The 12820-nt window shown below is 47.8% G+C and carries 7 protein-coding genes; 3 read left to right on the forward strand and 4 right to left on the reverse strand.

All coding sequences use genetic code 11. The features are described 5' to 3' along the window. Window positions 1-68: 68 nt before the first annotated feature. The gene (gene melB, locus L1076_RS06100) at window positions 69-1442 is read right to left on the reverse strand and encodes a melibiose:sodium transporter MelB (RefSeq protein WP_038870574.1); all 1374 of its coding nucleotides are present in this window, start codon (window positions 1440-1442) and stop codon (window positions 69-71) included. Window positions 1443-1837: 395 nt separating this feature from the next. Then, entirely contained in the window at window positions 1838-3955 is a 2118-nt protein-coding gene (locus tag L1076_RS06105) for an alpha-galactosidase (protein ID WP_237303372.1), read from the reverse strand. An 834-nt stretch (window positions 3956-4789) separates the two neighbouring features. Between L1076_RS06105 and L1076_RS06110 the strand changes: the two genes are divergently transcribed. From L1076_RS06110 to L1076_RS06120, 3 genes are all read left to right on the forward strand, one after another. Then, complete coding sequence (locus L1076_RS06110; protein WP_005438917.1) at window positions 4790-6031, forward strand: carbohydrate porin; 1242 nt, start codon at window positions 4790-4792, stop codon at window positions 6029-6031. A 69-nt stretch (window positions 6032-6100) separates the two neighbouring features. Further along, window positions 6101-6976, forward strand: a complete 876-nt coding sequence (locus L1076_RS06115; protein WP_237303373.1) for a MalM family protein — start codon at window positions 6101-6103, stop codon at window positions 6974-6976. Window positions 6977-7066: 90 nt separating this feature from the next. After that, window positions 7067-10159: a beta-galactosidase gene (locus L1076_RS06120; protein WP_237303374.1), complete on the forward strand. Its 3093-nt coding sequence runs from the start codon at window positions 7067-7069 to the stop codon at window positions 10157-10159. 98 nt (window positions 10160-10257) lie between these two features. Here L1076_RS06120 and L1076_RS06125 read toward each other — a convergent pair whose 3' ends face one another. Next, entirely contained in the window at window positions 10258-10857 is a 600-nt protein-coding gene (locus tag L1076_RS06125; RefSeq protein ID WP_005438923.1) for a response regulator, read from the reverse strand. Beyond that, window positions 10850-12742, reverse strand: a complete 1893-nt coding sequence (locus tag L1076_RS06130; protein WP_237303375.1) for a sensor histidine kinase — start codon at window positions 12740-12742, stop codon at window positions 10850-10852. The genes L1076_RS06125 and L1076_RS06130 overlap by 8 nt, the downstream gene beginning before the upstream one ends. Window positions 12743-12820: the final 78 nt, after the last annotated feature.

A 12820-nucleotide genomic window follows, 5' to 3' on the forward strand; every position in this document is an offset into this window, starting at 1 on the left:
CCTCCATCGGGAGGCGCTTTATCTTAGTGACTAAATTGAGTTGGGGTACTTAAGTGAAAACGTAACGATTATGCTTGTGCTGGAACGCTTTCAACTTGAGTTTGTTGCTCAGCTTCTTCTTTGTTGAAGCCTTCGTGTAGATGGTAGTAACGTTGGTAAATCACGCCACTGATGGTCATCATGATGGCAGGCAGACCAATCATCATAAATTCTAAGCCCATAATGGTGCTTGCTGATTGCTCTACGTTTGGTACGTAACCCACAACAGACAGACCAACACCCACAATGAAGCCACCTGCTGCGCCCGCGAACTTCACAAGCATGGTTTGTACTGAGAAGATAACGCTCTCGCTACGACGACCTGTTTTGTGCTCACCGTAGTCCACAACGTCAGCCAGCATTACAGTTTGCAGCGCGTTCGCAATACCCACGCCAAACTTAATTGCTGCACCCGCCATACCAATCATTAGCGCGTTAGCTGGAGCGATAAAGCCCATCAACAGTAGAAGTACACAAGACAGAATTGGGAAGCCACACGCGATAGGCCATAGAAGCTTACGTGGAAGGAATGCCGCAAGACGTGGGAATAAGAACACACCCGCGACTTCTGCCGCACCTGCGACCGCCATGTAAACTGGGAATAGCTCTGCGTTACCCAGTGCGTAAGAGAAGTAGTAAATCGCAAAGCCACCAACCAATAGGTTCGCAATTTGGAAAGACAGAACCGTGCCGATTAGCGCTTTAAGCTGGTCGTTTTTACCGATGATAGTCAAAACGTCTTTGAAGCTGAATTTCTCTGCTGGTTTTGCGTTAGCTGGTGCCGCTTTCTCTTTTACGTTACGAGCAATTAAGAATGCGCTCATCACAAACAGAACCGCAATCAGCATCGCAACATTGAAGAAACCGTCGCCTTGGTTGCCGTTACCTAACTCGCCCACAATGTGCAGACCGTAAGTACCAGTAATGAACCATGCAAGGCTCGCGAACAAACGTGGCCATACCACAAGCTTTTCACGTTCTTGGCGAGAGCTTGATAGCGCTGGAATCATTGACCAGTATGGGATATCCATAATGGTGTACGTTAGGCCCCAAAGGATGTATGCCGCCGCTGCGTAGATGTAAAGCGTAGTGCCTTCAAACATGTGAGTACTGAAAAGGCCGACCAGCACTACTGCGTTTAAAAGCGTACCAATCACAATCCAAGGACGGAATTTACCGAATTTTGAGCGCGTGTTGTCAACAATCACTCCCATCATTGGGTCAGTGATGGCATCGATAACACGAGCGGCTAAGAAGATAGTACCAACGAAAGCAGCAGACAAGCCGGCTACGTCAGTGAAGTAGAACATTAAGAAGATGTAGATAGGTGCACAGGCAAAATCTTTACCGAGTGCGCCAAGGCCGTAGGACAGCTTGGTTTGTAGCGTAATTTTATCAGACATAATAGTTCCTTAGTGTCGTACTGCTATTCATTCCCCTAACTAGAATTCATAACGTCGACGTCTTTTATTTATATTTCGATGCTAATGCTACTCACACACTGAATGCCTTACTGTGATCAAAAACCGCTTTATGGAAACGTTTACAGGCAAGTTTTCAAAATGAGACATCGAACAATATTTAGACCTATTAATGCGAGGAGATCGTGTTATTTACGTCATTTTATCAACACTTTACGCTCATTAAGCGTGAGAACGATTTCAAAGCGGCCAATTAAAACCAACGCAAAAAGCCGTACAAACTTGATGTCTGTACGGCGATAGAAAATCAATGAGAAATGATGAAATCGTCTAAATAACTATGACTCTAAATAGGCAAGGTTCTAAATAGATAAGGCTCAGTGAATACGTTCGAACTTCACCAACATGGCACTTTCCGCGTCAAGGATTGGCATGGTTAAGCCAACCTCTTCACACCATGCGCCAGATAGCTCACAACCGGATTCAGTCCAAGGCGGTTGGTAATTCACGATGTCATCGTAGTTAGACGGTTTGTCCAGTACCGTCACTCGATATGTCGCTTGTGGATCCAAGCCCGGTACACGCAAATGCCCACTTAAAGAGTTCGTTGGCATCGCGAGCTGAGCAATCATCACCACGGCTTCCGATTGATCGTTTGAGACAACCGCATGAATTTGATGTGCTTTATCGTCCGTTGGGATTCGCCAAGTTCTGCCGCTGTGTAGCAATGGGCGCAGCATCTTGTGCAGCTTGATGTAGCGCTCAAAACCTTCTTTTTCCGTTTGTTCTTCTTTCACTGGGTCAAGCTCAATCCCCATATGACCGAACAGCGCTGTAAGCCCACGGAACTCGATACTGTGACGACGGCGCGTGCTATGACAGTGGCTAGCACCAATATGGCTGCCCATCACTTCCGGCGGGAAGAAGTAACTCATACCGCGTTGAATGGTTTGGCGCTCAAGTGCATCGTTATTGTCTGAAGCCCAGAATCGATGCGTACGTTTCAGAACCTCAAAATCAATACGACCACCACCTGCCGCGCAAGATTCAATCTCCACTTTCGGGTGCTTTTCACGAACTTTATCAACTAACTGGTAGTAACGTTGGGTTTGATTGTGCGCCGCAGCCTGACCTAAGTGCGCAGGCTGAACCACTTCACGGTTCATATCCCACTTGATGTAAGCGATATTGTAAGTCGAGAGGAAATGATCCAATCGCTCAAACAAGAAGTTAAACGCATCATCGTTTTGCAGGTTAATCACGTATTGGTTGCGACCGGTTGGCTGATCGTAACCGTTTACAGCCAGCAACCAATCAGGATGCGTACGGAACAATTCGGAATCTTTGTTGATCATCTCTGGCTCAAACCACAAGCCAAATTCCATACCCAATTTATTTACGTGTTCCACAATCGGGTGCAAGCCATTTGGGTACTTGGCTTCACACAGGAACCAATCCCCTAGCCCTGCCTTGTCACCGTTACGCCCTTTGAACCAGCCATCATCAATGATAAAGCGTTCTACACCCATCTCTGCCGACTGAGTTGCCATCGACATGATGTATTCTGGATCGTGGTCGAAGTAGATGCCTTCCCACGTGTTGAGGTGGATCGGGCGAGGTTTGTCCGTGAAATCACTCGGCAAAATCATTTCGCGTACATGAGAGTGGAAGTGATGGCTCATACCATTCAAACCACAATTACTGTGGCTCGCGTACAGCCAAGGCGTTGTAATGCTCTCACCTTCTTTTAGTGCTACTTCACCAGGTAAATAAATGACTTCAGCTTGCATGTAACGGCGGCCATCGGCTTTCACATCTACACGTAATCTGTGGTTACCACTCCATGCGAAATGGAAGCCCCACACATCGCCATTCATTTCATCAAAGTGAGTCGTACCAGCAACAAGCGCAGGATAATGCTCATGAGAAGTACGTCCACGACGGTTTTCTTGTTGGTAGCCACCTTGTAGCAATGGCTGGCGCACCGTTTGGAACTCATGAACCCAACGGCCGTAGTAAGTCATCAACTCATTAGCACGAGCTGGCAAAGGCAACGTATTGGCAAGACGGTTCACATGATAAACGCCTGCTTTTTTGTTGGTGAGCGTATGACGCGTTTTCACTACATCGTTGCTATCAAGCTTAAGTTCGGTTTGTAAACGAAGGCCTGCGATTGCATCTTCGCTCTCAATCACAATACTGTCTTGCTGTTGTTCAATATGGGAGATGACAAACACTGGAGCCCAATCTTGACCATCGCGATGCCCTTCCACACCAGGGCTGCTGAAAACGCCACGACCAAGCTCTGGGTGTAGAGTCATGGATACGTCGCTGTCCAAACGACCGTATGGCACGGGACGATGTAAAGCCATGCGGAAACCACTAAGGTCACCACTTACTTTTTGTCCCCAATGCAGAATCTCTGCATATTCGCCCAACTCTACAATCAATTGAGTTTGCTGACCGGTTAGCTCAATCAGTGTTTTGTCCGTCATCTTGTCTTACCTTGAAACTGGAAATTACGCTGCATCATAATGAAAAAAACAAAAGAATCTGTGAGCCACACCAAAATCATGGAAACGTTTACAGTTAATTTTTCAAACTTGTGCCATCACCCGCTACGCCTTATTCCTTCTTATATTACGCTACGATCAGCTCCAAAAATCTCAGATTCTTTGGTGACCGAGTTCTTTAAAGCACTGCACGTAAACTCGAATACCAAACTGATTTATAAAGAAATTTTCGTTATTTAATTCATTACCTTACAACAACAAAACCATAAATAAGGTTACAGACCGCTCAGTTGAACGCCTCACCTCTTGAAGTGGTTAACCGACAACCGTATTCTTGAGGCTTCGAGATTCTTTATGAAGTGTCTCTCTTGGGTCCTAACTCAAAATCCCAGTTTGACGATACCGCAAATGCTCGTGTGCAGTGCGCCCGCGAACCACTTGTTGTATATACTTCCTTGTCTCACATGCCCAGTTGATTTCAATTGGGCTCTCTTTCCTCTTCTTCCTGACAACTCCCCCTTAGATAAAAACCATTTAAATCAGCCCCTTAAACAAAATAAACTTCCATCTTCCAACTCAAACACCGTCCAACCAAAGTAAACGATTCCAACTTACACGGTCAGAAATCAATCGAAAATCGCGCTTAAAACCTCAATTTAAGAGATCGCAATCACACAAAATAGTAATAAACCCCTCATTACGACAAAAATGCCAACCTCATCATGAAAACGTTTCCAGAGTTTATTTACACTGCGCAGCGAGTTAGGACTCAAACCAATAAAAATTAAATCCATAAAAATAGAATGGAGACACTTCATGAAACAAAAGACGCTTGTAAGAGCGCTTGGGTTAACCCTCGCCCTAGCACCGCTTGCTGGTATGGCTGCAGTGGAGAACATCACTTACTTCGGCTACGCCAAGTGGGGCAACATTTACACCGATAACGATGAACACAATGGTGGCAAAGGCGAACGCAACGATGTGATTCGTGCTGGTCAAGGTTACGGTAACTACCGTTTGGGTAACGAACTGAACTGGTGGGAAGCGGGCCTCAAAGCCGACGTTTGGCAACAAGGCGACGCGTACTTTGATACCACACTTTACCTTGGTAGTGGCGAAAGCTGGGGAGACGTTAGCTTGATCCAAATGTGGTCGGCAGGTCATGGTCTGTTTGAAGGCCAAGCGGATGCGACTGTTTGGGCGGGCGAACGTTTTTATCGCCGTCATGAAGTGCACATGATCGACATTAAATACTGGGACACATCGAGCACAGGTATCGGTATTGAAAACTGGGATCTTGGTTTTGCTAAAGGTCACATCGCATGGATGGCGCCAAACTCTAGCGCAGATGGCCGCAGCTTACACAACATCGACGCACGTTTGAGCGGCATTGAACTGAGCGACAGCGCAGATCTTACGGTCGGTTTGAACTATGTGTTCACGCAAAACTCTAGCTATGACGAAAGTGACATCACCACTTCTGGCGCCATGCTTTCTGCACTTTACCGTCAAGCTTGGAACTATGGTTCAAACACATTCGCTTTCCAATACGGTACGGATGCGCTTGCGGGCGGCTTGATGAGTGCTGAAGGCGGCTCAAACCGTAAATACAACACAGGCGTGGAGCACGATGGTTACAGCTGGCGTATTTTCAACTCTGGCGATCTTAACGTGAATGAAGATTTCCAAGTGATGTACTCCATCGCTTACCAAGACAAAAACCTGGATAACAACGAAGGTGAAAAATGGTTCAGCGTGGGTGCTCGTCCTCAGTACAGCTGGACAGAATACATGGCAACCGCACTTGAAGTTGGCTACGAATCAGTGGAAGCACAAAACGGCGCTGGCACCAACGACATGTACAAAGTGACGGTGGCGCAAATGTTCCAAGCAGGCAAAGGCGTTTGGGCTCGTCCATCTTTGCGCTTGTTCGCGACCTACTCAGAGAAAACCGATGAGTGGAACCGTGGCGGCGAAGTCTACGGCCATGCTCGCAGCACTGGTGGACAAAACGTCGACGAAATCACCTTCGGCTTTAACGTCGAAACATGGTGGTAATCCAAACCCGCTACTATTTATGAACCCAACGGGGTGAGTAATACGCTCACCCCACAAAGGACAACGCAGATGAAACTAAAACCGCTAGCAACTCTATTCATGGCTCTGTCTCTTGGCGCGTGCAGTGGATTACCAGAGCAAACCTTCAATACCGATTTGAGCCAACCGCAATGTTGCTCAACGTTAGATGCTTTGCCTCTGACCGCCCTATCGATTCCTTTCCACCAGCAGGTGGTTATGGATGCAAATCTGCCAAGTGTTAGCAGTGCGGTTTTACTTTCTTCAGATTCTGCTTCATCCAAACCGCTCCCAGTGATGAGCTATCAAATCACTTCTGACGCGCCATTCTCGCTACTTGTTCGCTCTTATGTAGATAACAATGCGCTATTTGCTGCGAACGTTCTTATTTATGACGCGAAATGGCAGCTTCTAACCGAATACTCCGCAAAGGACTTTAACTACCACACAACGAGTATGCGCGGCCTAGAACGTGTTGAACAAGTGATCACGATAAACCCACAACTTAATGGCGCGAAATACGTGGTCATCGCTTCAGATTCGACACTGCTTGGCACCGAATTGACTCGTAAGCACCCAGAAGAAGTCTACGCAGAAACACAAAACGTCATTGGCAGTAAACAGCTTCCGCTCACAGCGCAGTTCCAACCTTTTGGCGTTATTGATGTCACGGCGAGCGCCTCTGACAACAACGCGGTGTTAACGCTTTTGGCGGAATTGGGCACACAAACCAACGACACTGCAAAAGCAGAGTTAACTCCTGCCACATCGCCTGAAGCACAAGATGAATGGACGTTGTACCAATCTCAAATCGATGCAGCGCTCAAAGACAACGACGTAAAACAAGCTGCGGCGATTGCCAACCAAGCAGCTGAGCAAGGCTTTACCCAAGCAAAAGATTATCTCGTGAAGCAATTAGCGAAATAACGCTTCACAACAAGAACAAAGACACTCTCGCTACGGGCTCAAACTCCGTAGCGAAACAAGATTAGAAACAAAAAGTTAAGTAGGAAAACCATGAAGGCATTTTCAGAAATTCTCCAAAGACGCGACTGGGAAAACCCGCAATCAGTGAACATTCACTGTCTTAAGGCTCACAGCCCTCTTTCCAGTTTCCGCGATATTGACCATGCCCGCGACGGTATTCAAGCCCAGCGTCAATCGCTGAACGGACAATGGAAATTCAAACTGTTTGATGCGCCAGAGCAAGTTGACGGCGAGTTCATCGAGTCACAATTCAATGACAAAGACTGGGATGAGATTACTGTCCCTTCCAACTGGCAAATGCAAGGTTACGACAAGCCTATCTACGCCAACGTGAAATACCCATTCGAAGTAAACCCGCCGTTTGTACCAAGTGATAACCCAACGGGTTGCTACCGCACTAGCGTGTCACTTTCAGCAGAAGATTTAGCCAATACGCAGCGCATTATCTTTGATGGTGTGAACTCGGCTTTCCATCTTTGGTGTAACGGCACTTGGGTTGGCTACAGTCAAGATAGCCGCCTGCCTTCTGAATTCGACCTAACACCTTACCTTGTTGCGGGTGACAACAGCCTAGCCGTCATGGTGATTCGTTGGAGTGATGGCAGCTACCTAGAAGACCAAGATATGTGGTGGCTAAGCGGTATCTTCCGTGACGTGACTCTGCTGTCTAAACCACAACACTGCATTGAAGATGTGTTCATCACACCGGATTTAGACGCGTGTTACCGCGATGGTTCACTGTCGATTGTGACTTCGATTTCTGCGCCGGACACCTACCAAATTCAAGTGCAGCTGTTTGATGGCGAACAAGCCGTGACAGAGCCACGCATCGACCGTCCGCACAACCGTCGCATTGACGAACGTGGCACATGGGATGACGTAGTATTCCAAACATTGCACGTACGCGAGCCAAAGAAATGGACAGCGGAAACACCGAACCTTTACCGCTTAGTCGTTTCACTATTGGATGAAAACGGCACGCACCTAGAAAGCGAAGCGTACCCTGTTGGCTTCCGTAAAGTCGAAATCACCGATGGCCAATTGAAACTAAACGGTAAGCCTTTGTTGATCCGTGGCGTAAACCGTCACGAACATCACCCAGAGCTTGGTCATGTGATGACGGAAGAGGACATGATCCGTGACATCTGCTTGATGAAACAATACAACTTCAACGCGGTACGTACAGCACATTACCCGAACCACCCTCGTTGGTACGAACTGTGTGACCAATACGGCTTGTACGTGTGCGATGAGGCGAACATCGAAACGCATGGCATGCAACCAATGAACCGCCTATCGAGCGATCCACAATGGACGCACGCTTACATGAGCCGCTACACCCAAATGGTGATGCGCGATAAGAATCACCCATCGATCATCATCTGGTCTTTAGGTAACGAATCCGGTCACGGCAGCAACCATAATGCGATGTACGCTTGGTCTAAAAACTACGACCCGTCTCGCCCAGTGCAGTACGAAGGTGGCGGTTCAAACACCACGGCAACCGACATCATTGCACCAATGTACGCGCGTGTGAACACAGTCATCGAAGATGAAGCCGTGCCTAAATGGGCAATCAAGAAATGGGTGTCGTTACCAAACGAAACTCGTCCTCTGATTTTGTGTGAATACGCACACGCGATGGGCAACAGTCTGGGTAGCTTTAATGACTACTGGGATGCGTTCCGCGATTACCCTCGCCTACAAGGTGGCTTTATTTGGGATTGGGTAGATCAAGGCTTGAGCCAATGGGATGAAAACGGCCAACACTTCTGGGCTTACGGCGGCGACTTTGGCGATGAAATCAATGACCGTCAGTTCTGCATCAACGGTTTGATCTTCCCAGATCGCACGGTTCATCCAACGTTGGAAGAAGCAAAATACTGCCAACGCATGATCACTGTGTCACTGCAAGAACAAACCAAAGACGCATGTACACTGTTAGTGACTAACGAGAACTTGTTCCGCACGACCGATAACGAGCAATTGAACTGGTCTCTGTTGGAAGATGGCAAAGTCATCCAAACGGGTTCATTGGCGCTTAACGTAGAAGCAGACAGCCAAGCAAGCATTGAGATTGCCCTTAATTTCACGCCAAAAGCGGAAGCGCAATATCACTTAAATACTGACATTACTCTGATTGCTGCAACGCCTTGGGCAGACGCAGAACACCTAGTCGCTTCTGAGCAAATGTCACTACGCAATACAGCAGGCCTTGTTCTACCTACATTAGAAACGCAACCGGCGCCAATGCTAACGCAGCAAGACAACACCGTTTTGGTGTCTAGTGTGGATGAAAAACATCAATGGCGTTGGGATAGCCAAACTGGCTTGATGACCGATTGGCGTGTCGGTGGTGAAGCACAAATGCTTGCGGCACCACAAGATAACTTCTTCCGTGCACCATTAGATAACGACATCGGTGTGAGCGAAATCGACAACGTCGATCCAAACGCTTGGATGTGTCGTTGGGACATGGCGGGTATCGGCCAGTGGGAGCGCCAATGTGTCGCTTGCCACAGTGAAACTCTGGCACATGCGGTGAAAGTGACTTCGACGTTCGCTTACCACTTTAATGGTGAAGTACAGGCGATCACGACTTGGACGCACACCCTGAGCAATAACGGTGAGATGGCATTGGCTGTCAACGTGAAGCTAGCTGATGATTTACCACCAATGCCACGTATCGGTTTGGAACTTGAACTGCCATTGAACGAGCAAAACGCTCCGATCACATGGCAAGGCTTAGGTCCATTTGAAAACTACCCTGACCGTTTGGCAGCGGCGCGCTTCGGCCAGCACACACAAACACTTGAGCAAATGCACACACCATACATTTTCCCAACCGACAGCGGTCTGCGCTGTGGTACGCAATGGCTGAAAGTGAATGAGTTAGAAATCACGGGTGACTTCCAGTTCAGTGTGAGTCAGTACGCTCAGCAACACTTAGCAGCAGCGAAACACACCAATGATTTGGTCGCAGAAGAGAAGATTTACGTGCGCCTAGACCATAAACACATGGGCGTTGGCGGTGATGACTCTTGGAGCCCAAGTGTGCACAAGGAATTCCAGTTAACGGACAATCAATACGCTTACAAAGTGACGTTTAAACCTGCTCAGTAATCGATTGATACCCTAAACACAAAACACGTCAGTGTGGCTTTAATCCCCAAGTTTCGGCTTGGGGATTTTTTTATTTGAGCATAAGTTTTATGCCTGTTTTATTGCGCCAGTTTGCCGTAGATGTAAGCCAGCTCTGCCACGGTTTTCGCCGAGAACTTTTTCAACAGACTTGCGCGGTGTACTTCCACCGTTCGCATCGCAATACACAGCTCATCAGCAATGCGAATATTGCGCTTGCCAGCGATGATCAAACGCAGAATGTCTTTCTCTCTTGGCGTCAGTGATTCGTACGCCGCTTTCGCCCCCGCAATATCCAAATTCGCCGCAGATTGAACTTGGCCTTTCAAAATCGCTTGTGCCAGCTCATCCCCTTTTACTGGCTTTTGGAAGAAATTCACCGCGCCAGCTTGCAGCGCATCCACCGCCATTGGGACATCGCCATGTCCGGTTAAGTAAATCACTGCCAATGGACTTTTGGCTTCATTGAGAATTTGGTGCACTTGTTGGCCACGCAAATTCGGCATTCGGCTATCCAGAATCACGCAGCCCGCTTGATGGATATCTACTCCGTCGAGAAATGCCTGCCCATCGGCAAACGTCGTCACAGAGAAGTCATGTTCTTCGAGCATAAACGCCAACGAATCTCGCACCGACTCATCATCGTCGACCACAAATACGGGCAGTTGCTTATCACTCATTCACTTCTCCTGTGTTTCTTTTTGTTTGCTCTTCTTCGTTGCGTTTTGTATTGGCTGTTTTCATGGTTTGATACGGCAAGGTTAATACCACCAAGCAACCATGTGGCTGAGTAGATTGGATGACGAATTCACCACCATGCATCTCCATCACATCACGACAGATCGCCAGGCCCAGCCCTAACCCTTCCTGTTTTGTACTCACAAAGGCGGCGGTTGGGTTCTCATGCTCCAAACCCGTACCGTTATCCAACACTCGAATCGACATACTTTGGGCTTGATAATCCGTGTGAAGCGCAATTTTGCCTTGATAACTATTAGGGTGATTTTCTGCGTACATCACACAAGCATCTATCGAGTTGTTCATCACGTTCACCAACACTTGCTGTAGACCAACGGCATCAGCTTCGACCAATTGAGGTTGTCCTTCGGTGCTGCGAACCACTTCAATGCCTTGCTTCTGCAAGCGGAAATTCAGCAACTCAACCGTATCAGAGATCAGCTGCTCCATATCGCACGCAGCCATGTCGACACTGCGCTTTTTAATTAAGGTTCGCAAGCGACAAACGATCGCGTCGGCACGTTCTACTTGGGTCTGGATCTTTTCTAATACCGGCACGATATCTTCATGAGGACGCTTCTTAGCTAATCGTAACAAGCCACCTTCGCTGTAGTTTCGGATCGCCGCTAAAGGTTGGTTTATCTCGTGCGCAAGACTGCTGCCTAATTCGCCCACAATGGCCACTCGTTGTGAGTGCTCTAGCATTTCGCTCTTCTCTTTTAAACGCAGTAAGGTTTTCTCTAGCGCTTGTTTACTCTTGCTGAAACGATACTCCAGCCAGAAGTGGTAAATGTTCAACACAATCACAAATAGAAATAACGCCCACGCCCATTCTTGATGGAAACGTAGCCAGCGTAGCGCCTCTTTCCACCAAGGTTGTTGCAATGGGTGCAAGTCCATCGCTTGGTAGAGTTTATCTATCGACAACAAACTGACTGGTGATGTCCAACCGGATGCTTTAGCAGCAATCGCAGCGGGATTATCGGCAGGCATCGCAAGCAAGGCTCGACTGATCTTCTTGGCTAATTGAGACGATCCACGTTCCGTTTTCGCAAAAGACCAGTTTGGATATAGGGGCGTCGATACTGCACACTCGGTTTGAGGAAGTTTAAGCGGACTTAAAACCCGAAGTTGCCCCTCTTCCAATAACCCTTCACCTTCCATTTGTTCAACCAAACAAGCTGGAACCACCGCCGCTTCCACATTGTGGTCACGCAGTTGGTAGAGGTTGGCATCAATTGGGAAGCCTAAAAAGCGCACGTCCGAGAAGAAGTCATTCGGATCTAATCCTTTCTCTATCACTTGATAACGCAATGTGAGGTAACCGCCAAAGGCTTTCTCTGACACCGCCGCAATCGGCAAACCGGAAACATCATTGAGAGTGGAATAAGTCGAATCAGAACGCACCACCAACGCCGACCCAATGCCGTAATTGGAGTTTTCTGGCGCTTGGCTGGTCAACGTCGCGATCCAAGACAACGCGTACTGACGCCCCAAACGCACTGCTTGTCCGGGGTTAGTGAGAATGAAGTCCATGCTTTGGTTTTCGACTGCGTTGGTCATGCCATCGAGATCTAACGGATGGAGAACAAACCGCACTTCAGGGATCTGTTGATTAAGCCAGTAAATCGTCGGTTGCCAACGCTGCTCCGCATATAAATGGCCCCGTATGGCTAGCACACCCACATCGACTTGCGGTTTAGAGAAAGCGCTGGAATCTAATGTCTGCATTGGTGCTGCATGTGCAAAAGAAATCGTGAGGCAGCCGAGCATAAGACTGATAAAAACAATCCATAAGCGAATGAAGTTTAGCGATTTTTTCAGCATGAATTGTTTCTTAATCCTCGGTATTGGGAAGCATCAGAATAACAGCAACATAGCGGAATCCACATTTGTTTTAGATCA

The organism is Vibrio sp. MMG023 (assembly GCF_021654215.1).
Classification (GTDB): domain Bacteria; phylum Pseudomonadota; class Gammaproteobacteria; order Enterobacterales; family Vibrionaceae; genus Vibrio; species Vibrio jasicida.

Bases quoted from the DNA above. Each gene is read 5' to 3' on its own strand.
- melB (WP_038870574.1), bottom strand. From the start codon at position 1,442: ATGTCTGATAAAATTACGCTACAAACCAAGCTGTCCTACGGCCTTGGC.
- L1076_RS06105 (WP_237303372.1), bottom strand. From the start codon at position 3,955: ATGACGGACAAAACACTGATTGAGCTAACCGGTCAGCAAACTCAATTG.
- L1076_RS06110 (WP_005438917.1), top strand. From the start codon at position 4,790: ATGAAACAAAAGACGCTTGTAAGAGCGCTTGGGTTAACCCTCGCCCTA.
- L1076_RS06115 (WP_237303373.1), top strand. From the start codon at position 6,101: ATGAAACTAAAACCGCTAGCAACTCTATTCATGGCTCTGTCTCTTGGC.
- L1076_RS06120 (WP_237303374.1), top strand. From the start codon at position 7,067: ATGAAGGCATTTTCAGAAATTCTCCAAAGACGCGACTGGGAAAACCCG.
- L1076_RS06125 (WP_005438923.1), bottom strand. From the start codon at position 10,857: ATGAGTGATAAGCAACTGCCCGTATTTGTGGTCGACGATGATGAGTCG.
- L1076_RS06130 (WP_237303375.1), bottom strand. From the start codon at position 12,742: ATGCTGAAAAAATCGCTAAACTTCATTCGCTTATGGATTGTTTTTATC.